The following is a 17,142-nucleotide window of genomic DNA, read 5'->3' on the forward strand; positions in this document are numbered from 1 at the left end:
GCTGCTGCAGGCGAAGGACGCCCCGCAAACCTCACTGATGCTACCCTTGGCCTTTTTCCGCACAGGCCCCCGGCATGTCCAGCCTCACCCCGCTGTCGTTGTACCAGCAATCCATCGAGCTCAATGGCTTTGTCCCCGACGCTGCGCAGCAGCATGCCGTCGACTGCCTTCAAGCCTGCTTCGAGGCTCTTGAGCGCGGCGAGGTGGCGCGTGGGGTATACCTGTGGGGCCCGGTCGGGCGCGGCAAGACCTGGCTCATGGACCAGTTCCACCGCTGCCTGCAGGTGCCCGCCCGCCGCCAGCACTTTCACCACTTCATGCGCTGGGTGCATCAGCGCCTGTTCCAGCTCAACGGCACCGCCGACCCCTTGCAGGCCCTTGCCCACGGCCTGGCCGAAGAGATCCGCGTGCTGTGCTTCGACGAACTGTTCGTCAACGACATCGGTGACGCCATCATTCTCGGTCGCCTGTTCCAGGTGCTGTTCGACAGCGGCGTGGTCATCGTCGCCACCTCCAACCAGCCGCCGGCGCAGCTCTACGCCGACGGTTTCAATCGCGAACGCTTCGTGCCGGCGATTGCCGCCATCGAGCGGCACATGCACGTGGTGGCGGTGGACGGCGGCCAGGACCATCGCCTGCATCCCGGTGCCGAACTGCAACGCTACTGGGTGCGCCAGCCGGGCCAGCCCAGCGCGCTGGCCCGGGTGTTCGAGCAGTCGAGCGCGGGTGAACCGGTCAGCCGCGAGGACCTGAGCCTGGGCTACCGCACGGTCAAGGTGGTGCGACGCAGCACCTCGGCGGTGTGGTGCACTTACAACGAACTGTGCGAGCAGCCCCTGGCCGCCATGGACTTCATGGCCCTGTGTGATCGCTTCAAGGTCATTCTGCTGGGCGAGGTGCCTGCACTCGGGGCCCGGCAACGACCGGGCAGAATCGCCCGCGGCACCGAGGACGGCGCCGAGCGGGTAGTGGCGGGGGATCGCGAACTGCCGCAGCTGTCGATTCACGACGACAGCGTGCGGCGCTTCATCGCGCTGGTCGATGAATGCTATGACCGCCGCGTGGCGCTTTACGTGGAGGCCGAGGTGGCACTCGAGGCGCTGTATACCGAAGGCTACCTGGAGTTCCCGTTCCGCCGCACCCTCAGCCGGCTGCGCGAGATGCAACTGCAACGATTCTGCTGAAGCCGCTCAGCTGTGCACCCAGCCCAGGGTCAGCAGCACCAGCACCAGGTAACGCCCGGCCTTGGCCACGGTCACCAGCAGCATGAAACGCCAGAATGGCTCGCGCATGATCCCGGCGATCAGCGTCAGCGGGTCGCCGATCACCGGCATCCAGCTCAACAGCAGCGACCACTGGCCATAGCGCTGGTAGCGCTGCTGGGCCTTGTCCAGCTGGGCCTGGCTGAACGGAAACCAGCGCTTGTCGCGCAAGTGCTCGATACCCCGGCCCAGCAGCCAGTTGACCACCGAGCCCAGTACATTGCCGGCGGTGGCAATCGCCAGCAGCAGCAACCAGGCATCAGGTTCGTGCAGCAGCAGCCCGACCAATACCGCCTCGGACTGCAACGGCAGCAGGGTGGCGGCGCCAAAGGCGCTGAGGAACAGCCCCCAGCCGCTCAGCATGGCGCCGTGCTCACGGGTAGTTGGCGACCACTTCGTCGGTGCCGTCGCGGGTCAGGCCGATGACCTGATAGGCATCCTTGTGATCGCCCATCTCCATGCCTGGCGAGCCCATCGGCATGCCCGGCACGGCCAGGCCGCGCAGGTCGGGACGCTTGGCCAGCAGCTGGATCTGCTCGGCCGGCACATGGCCCTCGACGAACTTGCCGTCGATCACCCCGGTGTGGCACGACGCCAGGCGCGGCGCCACGCCCAGGCGCTGCTTGACTGCACTCATGTTCGGCTCCACATGGTCATTCACGCTAAAGCCGTTGTCGCGCAGGTGGCTGATCCATTCCTTGCAGCAACCGCAGTTGGGGTCGCGGTACACATCGATGGTCTGGCCGGCCTGGGCCAGCGCACTCATGGCCAGCAGGCCGAAGGCAACGAAATTCTTTTTCAGCATCGTGGATCTCCGGGGCCGCCGTCAGGGCAACCCGCGTCTCGAATGATCGGTGGTCGGTCAGTGCAACAGGGTAACCGGGCTCATGGCTGGAGCATAGCCGGGTGAAGCTGTCGCCAGACTGAGCGCTGCATTACAGATTTGTAAGGTAGGACACTGCCTGCGTGACCTGTGGGAGCACTCGCTCCTCTAACCCCAAACGATGGCGTCGTGCCTGGTCAGGGCGACCATCGGTGATGGAGTACCACAGTCAATCAAGGAAACATGACCCATGCAGGCACTCAAGGCCTACTTCAAGCGTCACGGGCACGAGCCGTTCCGGTTCGGTGAAGGGCGTATCAGCGGCTACCTGTCGGCCATGCTCGGCTTGCTCAGCCTGCTGGCGGTGCTGTGCTTTCTGTTCCCGCAGTGGCTGACCTTCGGCGAGTTCCGCAAAGTCTACAGCGAGCAGTTCGCCCGCACCCTGCTGCTGGCCGGGCTGGTGCTGGCTTTCAGCCTGGGCACCCTCAACATCCTGCTCAACCGGCGCAAGCGCCTGGGCTTCACCGGCATCAGCGCGGCGGGCCTGGCCGTGTTTCTGGGCGGCACCAACATTCAGACCGAAACCATCGGTCAAACCCCGTATTCCCTTGGCCTTGACTGGTTCGTGCTGGCGCTGCTGGTTTCGGCGATCATCTTCATCCCGCTGGAAAAGCTCTACGCCAAGGACCCGCAGCAGAACATCCTGCGCCCGCAGTGGCGTACCGACCTGAGCTACTTCTTCGTCAGCCACATGCTGGTGCAGTTCATCCTGATCTTCGTCACCGCCTCGTCCACCTGGCTGGCCGGCTGGGTGGTGTCCGAAACGCTGCAGGCCAAGGTGCAGAGCCTGCCGATCGTGGTGCAGTTCGTGCTGGCGGTGTTCGTCGCCGACCTGGGGCAGTACTGGCTGCACCGCCTGTACCACGTGGTGCCGTGGATGTGGCGCTTCCATGCGGTGCACCATTCCAGCACCGCGATGGACTGGCTGGCCGGCTCGCGCATCCATTTCGCCGAAATCCTGCTGACCCGCACCGGCGTGCTGGTACCGCTGATCCTGCTGGGCTTCTCGCCGCAGGCGATGAATGCCTACGTGATCCTGGTGGGCGTGCAGGCGGTGCTGGCGCATGCCAACGTGCGAATCGACGGCGGCTGGCTGAACTACGTGCTGGTGATGCCGCGCTACCACCACTGGCACCATGCCCGGCACAAGGACTACATCTACAAGAACTACGCGATCCACCTGCCCCTGGTCGACATGCTGTTCGGCACCTTCAAGCTGCCGCGCAAGGAATGGCCGACCCGCTACGGCGTATTCGGCAAGGACCTGCCCGAAGGCATCGTGCGCCAGCACCTGTACCCGCTGCAAAAGCCCGAGCCCAAGGCCTGATAGCCCTTTGCCCGCTGCCCCATGCTGCGTTAGCCTTGCCGGGTGAACGGCATTGGGGCCAGGAGTATCCATGGACAACGTGATCATCATTACCGGCGCCGGTCGCGGCATTGGCGCGGCCACTGCGCTGGCCGCTGCGCGGGCCGGCTACCGCATCTGCATCAACTACCTTGCCGATGACGCCTCGGCCCATCGCGTGCTGGAGCAGGTGCGCGCGCTGGGTGCCGAGGCGATCACGGTGCGCGCCGATGTCAGCGTCGAGGATGAAATCATCCAGCTGTTCCAGCGTGTCGACAAGGAACTGGGCCGGGTCACGGCGCTGGTCAACAACGCCGGCACCATCGGCCACCAGAGCCGGGTGGAAGAGATGTCCGAGTTTCGCCTGCTCAAGCTGATGAAAACCAACGTGGTGGGGCCGATGCTGTGCGCCAGGCATGCGCTGCAACGCATGTCGACCCGCCATGGCGGGCCGGGCGGTGCCATCGTCAACGTGTCATCGGTGGCCGCGCGGTTGGGTTCGCCCAACGAGTATGTCGACTACGCCGCCTCCAAGGGCGCGCTGGACACCTTCACCCTGGGCCTGGCCAAGGAAGTGGCGGGCGAGGGCGTGCGTGTCAATGGCGTACGGCCGGGCTACATCTTCACCGACTTCCATGCCCTCAGCGGCGATGCCGAGCGGGTCCGCAAGCTGGAACCGGGCATCCCCATGGGCCGTGGCGGGCAGGCGGCCGAAGTGGCCGAAGCGATCCTGTGGCTACTGTCGGACAAGGCCTCCTACACCACCGGCAGCTTCATCGACCTGGGCGGTGGGCGCTGAGCGCGCAGCATGGCCAAGGATATCGACAACCCGTGCATTTCGGCGTGCAAGCTCAGCGGCGAGCTGTGCGTGAGCTGCGGGCGCAGCAAGGACGAGATCAAGCAGTGGAAGCGCATGAAGCGGCCCGAGAAGATGGCCACGGTGGAGCGGGCGGCCAAGCGCCTGAAGGCCCTGAAGAAGAAAAACAAGCGCTAGGCCGCAGGTAGCGCGCCATCCTGACGCGCCCCCAGCGGTGGTCAGTGGGTGTTGACCAGGTCCTCTTCCTCCAGCCCGCGCGAGGCGCGGCCGACCAGCAACGGGTCGGGCTGGTGGGCGACTTTCGGGTCCTTGTCGGGGTAGTCCAGCGTGTGCAGGAAGTGGCGGATGCAGTTCAGGCGCGCCCGCTTCTTGTCGTCCGACTTGATCACGGTCCACGGTGCATCGGCAGTATCGGTGTGGAAGTACATCGCCTCCTTGGCGGCGGTGTACTCGTCCCACTTGTCCAGCGACTTGATGTCGATGGGCGAGAGCTTCCAGTGCTTGAGCGGGTCGTCACGGCGCGAGATGAACCGGCGCAGTTGCTCTTCGCGGTTCACCGAGAACCAGAACTTGAACAGCAGGATGCCGCTGTTGCACAGCATGCGTTCAAGCTCCGGGGTCTGACGCATGAACTCCAGGTACTGCATCGGCGTGCAGAAGTCCATCACCCGCTCGACGCCGGCGCGGTTGTACCAGGAGCGGTCGAAGAAGACCATTTCACCGGCGGTGGGCAGGTGCTGGATATAGCGCTGGAAGTACCACTGGCCCTTCTCCTGGTCGGAAGGTTTTTCCAGGGCCACGATACGTGCGCCACGCGGGTTCAGGTGCTCCATGAAGCGCTTGATGGTGCCGCCCTTGCCGGCGGCATCGCGGCCTTCGAACAGCACCACGATGCGCTGGCCGGTGGCTTTTACCCAGTTCTGTACCTTCAGCAGCTCTATCTGCAACTCATGCTTGGCCTTTTCGTACTCGGCGCGGCGCATGCGGTTGCGGTAGGGGTAATTGGCGGGCAGGGCGGCAGACACGCTGTCTTCGTTGGAGCCGCGACGCGGCGCACTGGCCACCTGCAGCGCGGCAGGCTCGTGGCTGATGGCACTGATTTCGATTTCGGCAGGGATCACCTGAGCAGGCTTGCGCGGGGCGCGTGGGCGGCGCGAACGAGTGACGGCCGCTTTGGGCGTGGCCGGCGAACTGCTGTCGTTGGACGAGGCGGATGGCAGGGGCAGGGGGTGTACGGTGGATTCTTCGCTCATGGTGGGCCTGTTTTGCGTTCTGATTTCCTCTATCTAGTGTAGGAGTGTGATTTTGCGATCTGTTGATCCTGGTCAATAGCGTGGAGGCAAGTGGCCATATATCACGCGGTAACGGTGGTGCTGCAATCGCGGGTCAAGCCCGCTCCCACAGAAACCGTCGAACCTGTGGGAGCGGGCTTGACCCGCGATTGCAGACGGCACGGTCTCAGATCTGCACCAACCGCCCCGCATGCTCGGCCGGCAACCGATCCCCACGCCCGAACAGCTTGTGGCGCAAGGTGCCCGCCTCATACTCGGTGCGATAGCGCCCGCGCCGCTGCAGTTCCGGCACCACCGTGTCGACCACCGCCTGCAGGTCATCCGGCACCACCGCGTAGGTGAGGTTGAAGCCGTCGATGCCGGTGGCATCCAGCCATTGCTCCAGCTGGTCGGCAATCTCCACCGGCGACCCCAGCAGCACCGGGCCACGCCCGCCCAGGCTGACGAACTCCGCCGCCTCGCGCACGGTCCAGCGCCGGTTCGGGTCCGACCTGGTAAAGGCGGCCAGCGCCGTGCGCCCGGCATCGTTCTCGATGTACTCGATCAGCGCATCCGGCTCCAGGTTGGAAAAATCGATCCCGGTCCAGCCCGACAGCAAGGCCAGCGCCGCCTCGATATCCACGTACTGGCGGTACTCGTCCAGCCTGGCCTGGGCCGCTTCGCGCGTGTCACCCACGATCAGCAGCGCCTGCGCGTATATCAGCACCTCGTTCTCCTGGCGCCCGGCCTCGCGCGTGGCCTGGCGAATGCCGTCCACATAGCTGCGCAGTACCGTCTGGGTCGGGCCGCTGATGAACACGCATTCGGCATGGGTAGCGGCAAAGCGCTGCCCGCGTGCCGAGGCGCCGGCCTGGAACAGCACCGGGGTGCGCTGGGGCGATGGTTCGCTCAGGTGCACGCCAGGCACCTGGAAGTGCGCACCGGCATGCCCGATCGGGTGCACCCGCGCAGGCTCCACGAACACCCCGCGGGCCCGGTCGCGGACCACCGCATCGTCGTCCCAGCTCTTCTCCCACAGCTTGTAGAGCACCTGCAGGTACTCCTCGGCCAGCTCGTAACGCTCGTCGTGGGCCAGCTGCCGGGCCAGCCCCAGGTTGCGCGCGGCGCTGTCCAGGTAGCCGGTGACGATGTTCCAGCCCACCCGCCCGTCGCTCAGGTGATCGAGGGTCGACATGCGCCGGGCGAACGGGTACGGGTGCTCATAGGTGAGGCTGAAGGTGATGCCGAAGCCCAGGTGCTCGGTGACCCCGGCCATGGCCGGCACGATCAGCAACGGATCGTTCACCGGTACCTGCACGCCGCCGCGCAGGGCTGCGTCGTGGCTGCCCTGGTACACGTCGTACACGCCCAGCACATCCGCGATGAACAGCGCGTCGAAACGTCCGCGCTCCAGCAGCCTGGCCAGCCCGGTCCAGTAGCTCAGGCGATTGAAATCGCTGCTGGTGTTGCGTGGGTGGCGCCACAGCCCCGGCGACTGGTGCGTGGCGGCGTTCATGCTGAAGGCGTTGAAACGGATGGGCTTGGACATGCTCGAATCGCTCGCGGTCAAGGCAGTACGGAGACGGGGTACACGGCGTCGGCGACCTTGAGCGGCTTGGGAATCAGGCCCAGGCCCTGGAAGGTGTCCGCCAGCTTCTGCTGTTCGGCCGTGATCTCGGGGGTGATGGCCACCGCGTTGTAGTTGCGACGCTCGCTGGCCACTTCCAGCACGTCGGCGCCGATACCCAGTTGCGGAGCCAGCAGGGCCGCCACTTCCTTGGGTTTTGCGTTGGCCCAGTTGCTGACCTTGCCCAGCTCGGTGAAGAAGGTCTTGAGCACACCACGGTTCTCGTCGGCAAAGGCCGGTGAAGACAGGTAGAAGGTGCGGTTGTTGGTCAGCCCGGTGCCGTCGCGCAGGGTCTTGAGGCCGGGTTGTTTTTCCGCTGCGGCGAGGAAGGGGTCCCACAGGGTCACGGCCTTGACGCTGCCCGATTGCAGGGCGGCCACGGCATCGGCGGCGTTGTTGACGTAGGCCGGGTCGATGTCCTTGTAGCTCAGGCCGGTGTCCTGCAGGGCCACGGCCAGCAGATACTGGGCATTCCAGCCGCGACCGGTGGCCACGCGCTGGCCCTTGAGGGCGGCGATATCGGCGACCTTGTCCTGCTCGCGCACCACAATGCCGATGCCGCGCGGGTAGGGCTGTTCGGCGGCCAGGTACACCACCGACTTGCCCGATGCCTGGGCGAACACCGAGGGCGCATCGGCGGCGTGCCCCAGGTCGATGGCGCCGGTGCTCAGGGCCTCGAGCAACTGCGGGCCGGCGGCGAACTCGTACCAGCTGACCTTGATGCCTTGCGGCGCCAGGGCTTTTTCCAGGGCGCCGGAGCCCTTGAGAATGTTGACGCTGTTGAACTTCTGGTAGCCGATACGCAGGTTCTTGGTTGGCTCGGCGTAGGCGGCCGGGCCAGGCAGTACCAGGCTGGCGAGCGCGGCAAAGGCACCGCCAAGCAGCAGGCGGCGCAGGGTCGAAGGAGGTTTGCTGGACATGGTGAGGGCTCCGCAGGCGGGTTCGTCAGGTGTTTTCTGGTAGGGCCTGAAAGTAAAGGCTGATGCCCGCGGAGTGCAATTTTTTTATTACTTTTAGTTAGAACAAATAGTTATTTTTATATCCTTTTTGAATTTATCGGCCGTGCCAGTCGCCCACAAAAAAGCCCCCGACGGGTCGGGGGCTTTGTGTGTGCATCAATGCATGAACAAGGCGATCAGAATGATGATCGGGATAGGCACACCGAGGAAGAACAGCAGTATCGAGCGCATGGTGAATCTCCTGTCAGAGGGTACGGGCAGTGGTGGGGTCGACGCGCACCGGGTCGGCCGTCAGGAACACGGCGGCATCACGGCGACGGCCACCCCAGATGGCGAACAGGCTGGCGAAGAACGCGCCGCACAGCAGCGCCACGAACATCCACAGCGCAGAGGCGGCAGCGGCCTTGCGTGCGGCGTCGGCCAGTTGCTTGGCCTCTTCGATGGCCTGGCGGGCTTCGGCGAACACAGTGTCGATGCGCTGTTCGGCTTCTGCCTGGCTGATCTGGGTGCGCTGGGCAATCACGTTGGCCAGGTAGGCACGGTCTTCGGCGTTCAGCTGGCCGTCGGCCAGGCCACGCACGAAGATGCGCGCGGCAATGCCGTGGGCCGCGTCATCGGTGACCGCCACCGGGCGTTCGTCACGGAACAGCATGTCGATGAAGTAGGCCGAATCGTCATTGCTCGCCTTGCTGCTGTTGGCAGCCGCGCCGGCCCCAGCCGCAGCCACGCCAGAGGCCGCCATCGCGCCGGCCTGGACGCCGCCGCTCACCACCGAGCTCACCGAACCCACCACCAGCACCGCAGTTACCAGCGTGGCAAAGGCCCAGGCCAGGAAACCGTGGGCGGTATCGCGGAAATACACTTCATCGCCATGCAGGTTGGCCCATTTGACCCGCAGCCGCCCGGCGATGTAGCCGCCCAGGCCCGAGGCAATGATCTGCGTCAGCGCCAGCCACACGATGCTCGAAATACCCAGTTGCTTGGCCGTGGCGCCATCACCCGGCCACGGCGAGACAGCCGAGAACCCCAGGCCGAAGCCCAGCACGATAAGGATCAGCGACAGTGCGGCGGCACCGGTGGCACCGGCGAAGATGGCCGCCCAGGACACCCCTGAGTGGCTGGAGGTGTCCCCCGCGGGGACGGCGTAGGTATCGGCACTTGTAATCATTGTTGGTGCTCCAGTCATGAAATGGGTCTTCCCCCTCCTGTAGAGCAGTTGCTGTGCCAAATGCTACGAAATATTTATCCTTTCAAAATCAATCAGTTGTAAAACAGAACCGTCCTAAGGCCATGCAGCCTGCATGAGTGCCCGTTTTGCCTCATGCAAATTGCAACCTTGCGCCCGACGGGGATTCCCCACACCCCGCCTGGTGGCTTACCCTAGCCGCCGGTTGGCGCCAGTGGGCGTCACGCATTCCTGCCGTTGGAGCTCTAGCATGTATCAAGACACCGCCACCGTGACCGTCAGCGCCGAATACGCAGGCAAGGAGACCGAGGCCGTGGACAATGCCAATGTGTTGATCGGGTTGAAGGTCGATGGCGAAACCCGCTTCACGGTCGAGTTCAACGGCAAGCTGGACGCCCCGCAGGACCCCACCCACATCTGCGTCACCCTGAGCAACGGCCTGTCCTATCATGGCGAGATCACCGATGGCAGGGCCGATGAAGTGGGTGGCTACATCGCCTTCGACTGCGATGGCATCGACCCGGCACTGCTTGGCTGATTCGGCCGTTCAGGCCCGGTCAGCGGCAGGAGCGCAGCCTTGCGTTCCTGCCATAACCCTCCCGCCGGCTCATCCAGCAAAATAATTGCACTCAAGCTGCATTTTTTTGCGTTGGAGCCCATCCCCGCTTTTGTTCAGACTGCGCGCATCCGAACCCCCGGATTTCCATCTCCAGGGACGGAGCCCTTTGCGTATTGCCCCCTCGCGATACAAAGCCCCCTCGTCTTGGGCGGGCTTCTTTTATTTCAACAGGTACCAGGTCGTCGCATGCCCACCCGCCGTCTGAACAACTGGCTCGATCGCTTCATCCCCGCCGCGTTGCATATCCCGCCCAAAGAGTGGCTGCGGGCCGGCCTTGGCGCCGTGCTCGGCCTGCTGGTGGCCGGCGGGCTGTGCAGCGTGCTGTTCGGCAACGCCGTCACCCTGCACCTGATGGCCCCGCTGGCTGCGTCGGCGGTGCTGCTGTTCGGGGTGTCTTCGGGCGCACTGTCGCAGCCCTGGCCGCTGCTGGGCAGCTACAGCTGCGCGATGCTGGTAGGCCTGGTGCTGCACCACTGGCTGGGCGCGAGCCTGGTGGTGGTGTGCATGGCGCTGGTGCTGGTGGTGCTGCTGATGTGCCTGCTGCGCTGCCTGCACCCGCCGGGCGCGGCACTGGCGGTCAGCCTGGCGATGGCCGACCCGTCGCTGGCGAGCCTGGGCGCCCAGGTGGTCGAGCCGGTGCTGCTCAATGCCCTGTGCCTGCTGCTGGTGGCAGTGGTGTACAACCGCCTGACCGGGGTGCGCTACCCCAAGATCGTCGCCCCGCGGCCCGACCTGCACCGTACCCAGGATGCGCCCGTGAGCGAGCGGGTAGGGGTGAGTGCCGGCGACCTGGACCGCGCATTGAATGAACTGGGCGAGTTCGTCGACGTGACCCGTGATGATCTGGAGCGCATCATCCTGGCCACCGAGCGCCATGCCTTGCAGCGCAGCCTGGGCGGCATGACGGCTGCCCGGGTGATGTCGCGCGACGTGCAGTCCGCCAGCCCGGACACCACGCTTGAGCAAGCCTTCAAGATGCTGGGCGAGCATCGCCTGAAGATCCTCCCCGTGCTCGACGAGGCGCGCCAGCTGGTGGGTATCGTCAGCGTCGGCGACCTGCTCGATTCGGCAATGGCCGCACGCCGTTTCAGCTGGCGCGCGCTGTTCGGCCGGCGTCGCCCGGTGCGCCTGGAACAGGTCATGACCAAACCGGTACGCAGCGTGAACAGCGACGAACCGGCGGTGGCCCTGATCCCGCTGCTGTGCGACCAGGGCCTGCATTGCCTGCCGGTGCTCGAAGCCGGGCAACTGGTGGGGGTGGTCACCCAGACCGACCTGATCGGCGCGCTGCACCAGCAACTGCTGCAGCGCGAGCAGGCCGGTCTAGATCAGCGGGTCCCAGCGCTGGGACCAGTCACTGTCCCCCGCGACCACGCCGCGTAACAGGCCAAACGCCTGTTGCAGCGCTGCCGAGTCGCGCTCGCGGGCGTACACCAGGTAGGTCGGGTAGGTGAACTCCGGCGCCTGCGGCACCCGTTCGAGCACGCCGCAGTCCAGGTAGCTCTGCACAACGCGGGCGCGAAAGTAGCCGCTGCCGCCGTGTTCGAGGATGTACTGCAAGGCCATCGGGCCGAGGTTGAAGCTCAAGGCAGGGCGCGCGTGCTCGGGCAGCGCTGCGTCATGCTGGCGGCGGAACGCCTCGCCCCAGTCGATGTAGATATACGGCTCGGGCTGGCCGGCACGGCGCACGCACACCAGCTTCTCTTCCAGCAGTTGCTCCACCTGCACCCCCGGGCCGTACCCTGGCTGGTACACCAGCGCGGCATCCAGCAGGCCCATGTCCAGTTTGCGCAGCAGCGTGTCGCTGTCGCCCACCTCGCTGCGGATGGCATGGCTGGGCACCTCCTGATGCAGTACGCGAACCCAGTCCAGCAGCAGCGGGTTGCACAGGCTGACCTCGCCGCCGATGTGCAGCACCTGGTAGCCGCCGGCGGGCAACGGCAGGTCGCGCCGCGCCGCCTCCCAGGTGTGCACCAGCTGGTTGGCGTAGGCCACGAAGCCCTTGCCGTCGGCGGTCAGGCTGGCGCCGTTGCGGCTGCGCACGAACAATTGGCAGCCGAGCAACTGCTCGAGCTTCTGCACCCGTGCGCTGATCGCGGTCTGGGTCACGTGCAGGTGCTCTGCGGCGGCCACCAGGCTGCCGCTGCGCACGATTTCGATGAAGGTACGCGCCAGGTCGATATCCATGGGGGCCTCGTGTTCTACCAGTGCACAGTCTAGAGCTTTCAGTGCCCTTGTAGGAGCCGGCGTTGCCGGCGAAGGCCACGCAACGGATTTTGCGTCAGGCACAAAACCCCTTAGCCTAGGGCGACCACACCGCCGGAGCGCGCCTTGAACCCCACCTTCGCCTCGTTGAGCCTTGCGCACCTGCGTACCCTCGACACGCTGTTGCAGCTCAAGAACCTCAGCCATGCCGCCGAGCGCCTGGGCAGCAGCCAGTCGGTGCTCAGCCGCCAGCTGGCGCACATGCGCGAAGCCTTCGACGACCCGCTGCTGGTTCGCCAGGGCCGCGGCTATGTACTCAGCGAACGGGCCCAGGCGCTGGTGCTGCCCCTGCGCCAGGTACTGGGCGAGCTCGACGCCCTGCGCCAACCCGAGGCCTTCAGCCCGCAGCGCTGCGAGCGGCGCTTCTGTCTGGCCGCCTCCGACTACATCGCCGAACACATGCTGCCATTGCTGGTCAGCCGCCTGGCCGAGCAGGCGCCGGGGGTGTCGATCGACTACCGCAGCTGGTCGCCGGACCAGTTCGAACGCCTGGCCAGCGGTGAAATCGACCTGGCCACCACGCTGTTCGACAGCGCCCCGGCCAACCTGCACGGGCGCATGCTCGGCGAGGATCGCGCGGTGTGCCTGATGCACCGCGAACACCCGCTGGCCCGGCACGCCGAGCTGAGCCAGGACGACTACCTGGCCTGGGGGCACGTGCGCATCTGTGGCGGCGGCGACAAGGACAGCTTCATCGACCGCCACCTGCGCGGCCAGGGCCTTGCCCGGCGCATAACCCTGCAGGTGCCGTTCTTCTCGGCGGCGGTGCAGGTGGTGTGCGCCAGCCAGACACTGGTCACCGTGCCCGAACACATCGCCCGCCAGCTCAGCCGCCTGCACCCGGTGGTGTGGTGCCCGCTGGCGTTCGTCGAACACACCCAGCGCTACTGGGTGGTGTGGCACCAGCGCCTGCAGGCTTCGGCCGAGCACCGCTGGTTTCGTGCGCAGGTGTTCGAGCTGTGGCAGCAGTCGCAGTTTGGCGTCACCGGCAGCTATGTGGATTCGCCATAGCAGCTATGCGCGGCGCGGCGTGTTTCAGCGGCCAGCCAGCGCCTAGACTCGCTGGCACTGCAATCACCCCCACAGGAGCCAGCGCGTGAGCCCAGAAGAATTTCGCCAGCAAGGTCACCAACTGATCGACCGCATCGCCGATTACCGTGCCAATGTCGCCAGCCTGCCGGTCATGGCCCAGGTCGAGCCGGGCTACCTGAAGCACGCCTTGCCCCAGGCCGCGCCGCAGCAGGGCGAGCCTTTCGAGCAGATCCTCGCCGACGTGGACCAGCTGGTTATGCCCGGCCTGTCGCACTGGCAGCACCCGGACTTCTTCGGCTACTTCCCCTCCAACGGCACACTGTCTTCGGTGCTGGGCGACTTTCTCAGCACCGGCCTGGGCGTGCTCGGCCTGTCGTGGCAGTCGAGCCCGGCGCTGAGCGAGCTGGAGGAAACCACGGTCGACTGGCTGCGCCAGATGATCGGCCTGTCCGGTGCCTGGAGTGGGGTGATCCAGGACACCGCCTCCAGCAGCACGCTGGTGGCGCTGATCTGCGCCCGCGAGCGCGCCAGCGACTACGCGCTGGTCAAGGGTGGCCTGCAAGCGCAGGCCCGGCCGCTGATGATCTACACCAGCGCCCAGGCCCACAGCTCGGTAGACAAGGCCGCGCTGCTGGCCGGCTTCGGCAAGGACAACATCCGCTACATCGAAGTCGACAAAGCCTTCGCCATGCGCCCTGAAGCGCTGGCAGCGGCCATCGAGCAGGACCTTGCCGCAGGGCTGCAACCATGCGCGGTGGTCGCCACCACCGGCACCACGGCCACCACCGCCCTCGACCCGCTCGAACCGATCGGCCGCATCGCCCGCGCCCATGGCCTGTGGCTGCATGTGGACTCGGCCATGGCCGGTTCGGCGATGATCCTGCCCGAATGCCGCTGGATGTGGACCGGCATCGAGCAGGCCGACTCCATCGTGGTCAATGCGCACAAATGGCTGGGGGTGGCGTTCGACTGCTCGCTGTATTTCGTGCGTGACCCGCAGCACCTGATCCGTGTGATGAGCACCAACCCCAGCTACCTGCAGTCGGCGGTCGATGGCGAAGTGAAGAACCTGCGCGACTGGGGCATCCCGCTGGGGCGCAGGTTCCGTGCGTTGAAGCTGTGGTTCATGTTGCGCAGCGAAGGCGTGGAAGGCTTGCAGCAACGCCTGCGCCGCGACCTGGGCAATGCTCGCTGGCTTGAACAGCAGGTAGGTGCGGCGCCGGGCTGGGAGGTGCTGGCGCCGGTGCAGTTGCAGACCCTGTGCATTCGTCACCAGCTTGGCGGGCTGGAAGGCGAGGCACTGGACCGCCACACCCGCGCCTGGGCCGACCGGCTCAATGCGTCGGGCGCGGCGTATGTGACCCCGGCGACGTTGAACGGGCAGTGGATGGTGCGGGTGTCGGTGGGCGCGTTGCCCACCGAGCGCGAGCATGTGGCAAGGCTCTGGGAGGGGTTGCAGCAGGTGGTCAAGGGCTGATCCCTGCGGCCCCTTCGCCGGCAAGGCCGGCTCCTACCGATAGCAGGCGCCGGCCTTGCCGGCGAAGGGGCCCATGAAAAGTACAACCTTGCCTCTGGAAGGTGCATTTTCCCCCCGTCACACCCATCCCATACTGGCCCTGCATCCGCCGCCAGCTGCCCACCTCGCAGCCCGGCCCGGACATCCAATAATAAGCAGGGCCCTCCATGAAAAAGCCAAACCCGCTGCTTGAAGACCTCAAGCCACTGTTGCCGACCATCGCTGCCAACGCCGCCCGTGCCGAGCAGGATCGCCAGGTACCCGCCGAAAACATCGCGCTGCTCAAGGGCATCGGCCTGCACCGCGCCTTCCAGCCCAAGCTGTATGGCGGCCTGGAAATTTCCCTGCCCGAATTCGCCGACTGCATCGCCGCGCTGGCCGGTGCCTGTGCCAGTACCGCCTGGGCCATGAGCCTGCTGTGCACCCACAGCCACCAACTGGCGATGTTCCCGGCCCGGTTGCAGGAAGAGATCTGGGGCACCGACCGCGACGCCACTGCCAGCAGCAGCATCGCGCCGTTCGGGCGTATCGAGGAGGTCGAGGGCGGCCTGCTGTTCAGCGGCGAGATGGGCTGGAGCAGCGGCAGCGACCATGCCGAATGGGCCATCGTCGGCTGTCGCCGCGCCAACGCCGAAGGCACCCAGGACTACTGCTTCGCCGTGCTGCCGCGCAGCGACTACGTGATCCGCGACGACTGGCACGCTGCGGGCATGAAGGGCAGCGGCACCAAGACCCTGCTCATCGACAAGGCCTTCGTGCCCGAGTACCGCATCCAGAAAGCCAAGGACATGATGGAAGGCAAGTCCGCCGGCTTCGGCCTGTACCCGGACAGCAAGGTGTTCTATTCGCCGTACCGGCCGTACTTCGCCAGTGGCTTTTCCACGGTCAGCCTGGGGGTGGCCGAGCGCATGCTCCAGGCCTTCCGCGAGAAGACCGCCAACCGCGTGCGCGCCTACACCGGTGCCGCGGTTGGCGCAGCCACCCCCGCATTGATGCGCCTGGCCGAGTCCACCCACCAGGTGGCCGCCGCGCGGGCTTTTCTCGAAAAAACCTGGCAGGAGCACGCCGACCACAGCGCCCGCCACCAGTACCCCAGCCGCGAGACCCTGGCGTTCTGGCGCACCAACCAGGGCTATGCGGTGAAGATGTGCATCCAGGCCGTGGATCGCCTGTTCGAAGCCGCGGGCGGCACCGCCTGGTTCGAGGCCAACGAGATGCAGCGCCTGTGGCGCGACTCGCACATGACCGGCGCCCATGCCTACACCGACTACGACGTCTGCGCGCAGATCCTCGGTCGCGAGCTGATGGGCCTGGAGCCCGACCCGAGCATGGTGTGAACACCGCGCCCTGCCCATAACAACAACGTACGGCTGCCCTGGCGGCAGCCGGGGAGTCTTGCATGTCTACTGAACCTGCCGTGGCCTTCGACAGCCGCGCGTTCCGCCGCGCCCTGGGCAACTTCGCCACCGGCGTCACCGTGGTCACCGCCGCCGATGCCGCGGGCAACAAGGTCGGGGTCACGGCCAACAGCTTCAATTCGGTCTCGCTGGACCCGCCGCTGATCCTCTGGAGCCTGGACAAGCGGTCCAGCAGCCTCGCGGTGTTCGAGGCCGCCAGCCACTTTGCGGTGAATATCCTGGCCGCCGACCAGATCGAGCTGTCGAACAACTTCGCCAAGCCACGGGAGGACCGCTTTGCCGGCATCGAGCACCGGGCGGGCGAGGGGGGCGCACCGCTGCTGGCCGATTGCGCCGCGTGCTTCCAGTGCGAACGCCATCAGCTGCTCGACGGCGGTGACCACTGGATCATGCTGGGCAAGGTGGTAGCGTTCGACGATGGCGGGCGTTCGCCGTTGCTCTACCACCAGGGTGCGTACTCGATGGTGCTGCCGCACACCCGCATGACCCGACGCGAAGAGGGGCAGGCCCCCAGCAGCCATTTTCAGGGGCGCCTGAGCCACAACCTGTACTACCTGATGACCCAGGCGCTGCGTGCCTACCAAGCCAGTTACCAGCCGCGCCAGCTGTCCAGTGGCTTGCGCACCAGCGAGGCGCGCATGCTGATGGTGCTGGAGAACGATGCGGGGTTGAACCTGGCCGACCTGCAGCGCGAGGTGGCGATGCCGGCGCGAGAGATCGACGAGGCGGTGGCCAACCTCAAGCGCAAGGGGCTGGTGTGCGACAGCGAGGCGGCCGGGCATGTGCGCCTGAGCGTGGCCGGCATCGACCAGACCGAGGCCCTGTGGACGATTGCGCGCGAGCAGCAGGACACGGTATTTGCCGCGTTCAGCGACGAGCAGATCGAGACGTTCAAGACGGTGCTCAAGGCAGTGATTCGCGCGTGAGCCAAAGGCTTTGCCA

The 17,142-nt window shown here is 66.0% G+C and carries 17 protein-coding genes; 10 read left to right on the forward strand and 7 right to left on the reverse strand.

Annotation, left to right across the window (positions count from 1 at the left end; translation table 11 throughout):
• The first annotated feature begins 74 nt into the window (after positions 1-74).
• Positions 75-1,184 carry a cell division protein ZapE gene (gene zapE / locus LOY33_RS09545; RefSeq protein ID WP_088514881.1) on the forward strand — a complete coding sequence of 370 codons (1,110 nt, stop codon included), beginning with the start codon at positions 75-77 and terminating at the stop codon, positions 1,182-1,184.
• 6 nt (positions 1,185-1,190) lie between these two features.
• On the opposite strand, the gene LOY33_RS09550 is transcribed toward zapE, so the two are convergent.
• Together LOY33_RS09550 and LOY33_RS09555 are read right to left on the reverse strand one after the other, a co-directional pair.
• Positions 1,191-1,625 carry a YqaA family protein gene (locus LOY33_RS09550; RefSeq protein ID WP_058540424.1) on the reverse strand — a complete coding sequence of 145 codons (435 nt, stop codon included), beginning with the start codon at positions 1,623-1,625 and terminating at the stop codon, positions 1,191-1,193.
• Positions 1,626-1,635: 10 nt separating this feature from the next.
• On the reverse strand, positions 1,636-2,067 hold the full coding sequence (locus LOY33_RS09555) for a DUF411 domain-containing protein (protein ID WP_043861125.1): 432 nt from the start codon (positions 2,065-2,067) through the stop codon (positions 1,636-1,638).
• 268 nt (positions 2,068-2,335) lie between these two features.
• Here LOY33_RS09555 and LOY33_RS09560 point away from each other — a divergent pair, with 268 nt between their 5' ends.
• The 3 genes from LOY33_RS09560 to LOY33_RS09570 all read left to right on the forward strand — a co-directional run bounded on the left by LOY33_RS09560 (position 2,336) and on the right by LOY33_RS09570 (position 4,484).
• Entirely contained in the window at positions 2,336-3,472 is a 1,137-nt protein-coding gene (locus tag LOY33_RS09560; RefSeq protein ID WP_043861124.1) for a sterol desaturase family protein, read from the forward strand.
• Between the two features lie 70 nt (positions 3,473-3,542).
• Positions 3,543-4,289, forward strand: coding sequence for an SDR family oxidoreductase (locus tag LOY33_RS09565; protein ID WP_043861123.1), 747 nt, complete (start codon positions 3,543-3,545; stop codon positions 4,287-4,289).
• 9 nt (positions 4,290-4,298) lie between these two features.
• On the forward strand, positions 4,299-4,484 hold the full coding sequence (locus LOY33_RS09570; protein WP_043861122.1) for a DUF1289 domain-containing protein: 186 nt from the start codon (positions 4,299-4,301) through the stop codon (positions 4,482-4,484).
• Between the two features lie 41 nt (positions 4,485-4,525).
• Here LOY33_RS09570 and ppk2 read toward each other — a convergent pair whose 3' ends face one another.
• The 4 genes from ppk2 to LOY33_RS09590 form a co-directional block, all read right to left on the reverse strand.
• Positions 4,526-5,560, reverse strand: a complete 1,035-nt coding sequence (gene ppk2, locus LOY33_RS09575; protein ID WP_043861121.1) for a polyphosphate kinase 2 — start codon at positions 5,558-5,560, stop codon at positions 4,526-4,528.
• A gap of 205 nt (positions 5,561-5,765) precedes the next feature.
• Positions 5,766-7,127 (reverse strand): LLM class flavin-dependent oxidoreductase, encoded by a 1,362-nt coding sequence (locus LOY33_RS09580; RefSeq protein ID WP_116053525.1) that lies wholly within the window; start codon positions 7,125-7,127, stop codon positions 5,766-5,768.
• A 17-nt stretch (positions 7,128-7,144) separates the two neighbouring features.
• Positions 7,145-8,125, reverse strand: a complete 981-nt coding sequence (locus LOY33_RS09585) for an aliphatic sulfonate ABC transporter substrate-binding protein (RefSeq protein ID WP_054916509.1) — start codon at positions 8,123-8,125, stop codon at positions 7,145-7,147.
• A gap of 283 nt (positions 8,126-8,408) precedes the next feature.
• A complete protein-coding gene (locus LOY33_RS09590; protein WP_043861118.1) occupies positions 8,409-9,332 on the reverse strand; it encodes a membrane protein in 924 nt (307 codons plus the stop codon).
• 268 nt (positions 9,333-9,600) lie between these two features.
• On the opposite strand from LOY33_RS09590, the gene LOY33_RS09595 reads away from it, so the two are divergent.
• Both LOY33_RS09595 and LOY33_RS09600 read left to right on the forward strand, forming a co-directional pair.
• Positions 9,601-9,888, forward strand: a complete 288-nt coding sequence (locus tag LOY33_RS09595) for a hypothetical protein (protein WP_043861117.1) — start codon at positions 9,601-9,603, stop codon at positions 9,886-9,888.
• 267 nt (positions 9,889-10,155) lie between these two features.
• Positions 10,156-11,352: an HPP family protein gene (locus tag LOY33_RS09600; RefSeq protein ID WP_229590253.1), complete on the forward strand. Its 1,197-nt coding sequence runs from the start codon at positions 10,156-10,158 to the stop codon at positions 11,350-11,352.
• On the opposite strand, the gene LOY33_RS09605 is transcribed toward LOY33_RS09600, so the two are convergent.
• Positions 11,293-12,156 (reverse strand): LysR family transcriptional regulator, encoded by an 864-nt coding sequence (locus LOY33_RS09605; RefSeq protein WP_116053531.1) that lies wholly within the window; start codon positions 12,154-12,156, stop codon positions 11,293-11,295. The two genes, LOY33_RS09600 and LOY33_RS09605, sit on opposite strands and share 60 nt — an antisense overlap.
• Positions 12,157-12,300: 144 nt before the next feature.
• Here LOY33_RS09605 and LOY33_RS09610 point away from each other — a divergent pair, with 144 nt between their 5' ends.
• The 4 genes from LOY33_RS09610 (at position 12,301) to LOY33_RS09625 (ending at position 17,126) form a co-directional block, all read left to right on the forward strand.
• Complete coding sequence (locus tag LOY33_RS09610; RefSeq protein WP_043861114.1) at positions 12,301-13,245, forward strand: LysR family transcriptional regulator; 945 nt, start codon at positions 12,301-12,303, stop codon at positions 13,243-13,245.
• A gap of 85 nt (positions 13,246-13,330) precedes the next feature.
• Entirely contained in the window at positions 13,331-14,743 is a 1,413-nt protein-coding gene (locus tag LOY33_RS09615) for a DOPA decarboxylase (RefSeq protein ID WP_258662499.1), read from the forward strand.
• A gap of 206 nt (positions 14,744-14,949) precedes the next feature.
• A complete protein-coding gene (locus LOY33_RS09620; protein ID WP_043861112.1) occupies positions 14,950-16,119 on the forward strand; it encodes a p-hydroxyphenylacetate 3-hydroxylase oxygenase component in 1,170 nt (389 codons plus the stop codon).
• Between the two features lie 62 nt (positions 16,120-16,181).
• Positions 16,182-17,126, forward strand: coding sequence for a p-hydroxyphenylacetate 3-hydroxylase reductase component (locus LOY33_RS09625; protein ID WP_043861111.1), 945 nt, complete (start codon positions 16,182-16,184; stop codon positions 17,124-17,126).
• Positions 17,127-17,142 lie beyond the last annotated feature (16 nt).

The sequence above is a fragment of the Pseudomonas sp. B21-036 genome, from assembly GCF_024748925.1.
GTDB lineage: Bacteria > Pseudomonadota > Gammaproteobacteria > Pseudomonadales > Pseudomonadaceae > Aquipseudomonas > Aquipseudomonas palmensis.

What these genes read in the sequence shown, in the direction of transcription:
- zapE (WP_088514881.1), top strand. Translation starts at nt 75, where the DNA reads ATGTCCAGCCTCACCCCGCTGTCGTTGTACCAGCAATCCATCGAGCTC.
- LOY33_RS09550 (WP_058540424.1), bottom strand. Translation starts at nt 1,625, where the DNA reads ATGCTGAGCGGCTGGGGGCTGTTCCTCAGCGCCTTTGGCGCCGCCACC.
- LOY33_RS09555 (WP_043861125.1), bottom strand. Translation starts at nt 2,067, where the DNA reads ATGCTGAAAAAGAATTTCGTTGCCTTCGGCCTGCTGGCCATGAGTGCG.
- LOY33_RS09560 (WP_043861124.1), top strand. Translation starts at nt 2,336, where the DNA reads ATGCAGGCACTCAAGGCCTACTTCAAGCGTCACGGGCACGAGCCGTTC.
- LOY33_RS09565 (WP_043861123.1), top strand. Translation starts at nt 3,543, where the DNA reads ATGGACAACGTGATCATCATTACCGGCGCCGGTCGCGGCATTGGCGCG.
- LOY33_RS09570 (WP_043861122.1), top strand. Translation starts at nt 4,299, where the DNA reads ATGGCCAAGGATATCGACAACCCGTGCATTTCGGCGTGCAAGCTCAGC.
- ppk2 (WP_043861121.1), bottom strand. Translation starts at nt 5,560, where the DNA reads ATGAGCGAAGAATCCACCGTACACCCCCTGCCCCTGCCATCCGCCTCG.
- LOY33_RS09580 (WP_116053525.1), bottom strand. Translation starts at nt 7,127, where the DNA reads ATGTCCAAGCCCATCCGTTTCAACGCCTTCAGCATGAACGCCGCCACG.
- LOY33_RS09585 (WP_054916509.1), bottom strand. Translation starts at nt 8,125, where the DNA reads ATGTCCAGCAAACCTCCTTCGACCCTGCGCCGCCTGCTGCTTGGCGGT.
- LOY33_RS09590 (WP_043861118.1), bottom strand. Translation starts at nt 9,332, where the DNA reads ATGATTACAAGTGCCGATACCTACGCCGTCCCCGCGGGGGACACCTCC.
- LOY33_RS09595 (WP_043861117.1), top strand. Translation starts at nt 9,601, where the DNA reads ATGTATCAAGACACCGCCACCGTGACCGTCAGCGCCGAATACGCAGGC.
- LOY33_RS09600 (WP_229590253.1), top strand. Translation starts at nt 10,156, where the DNA reads ATGCCCACCCGCCGTCTGAACAACTGGCTCGATCGCTTCATCCCCGCC.
- LOY33_RS09605 (WP_116053531.1), bottom strand. Translation starts at nt 12,156, where the DNA reads ATGGATATCGACCTGGCGCGTACCTTCATCGAAATCGTGCGCAGCGGC.
- LOY33_RS09620 (WP_043861112.1), top strand. Translation starts at nt 14,950, where the DNA reads ATGAAAAAGCCAAACCCGCTGCTTGAAGACCTCAAGCCACTGTTGCCG.
- LOY33_RS09625 (WP_043861111.1), top strand. Translation starts at nt 16,182, where the DNA reads ATGTCTACTGAACCTGCCGTGGCCTTCGACAGCCGCGCGTTCCGCCGC.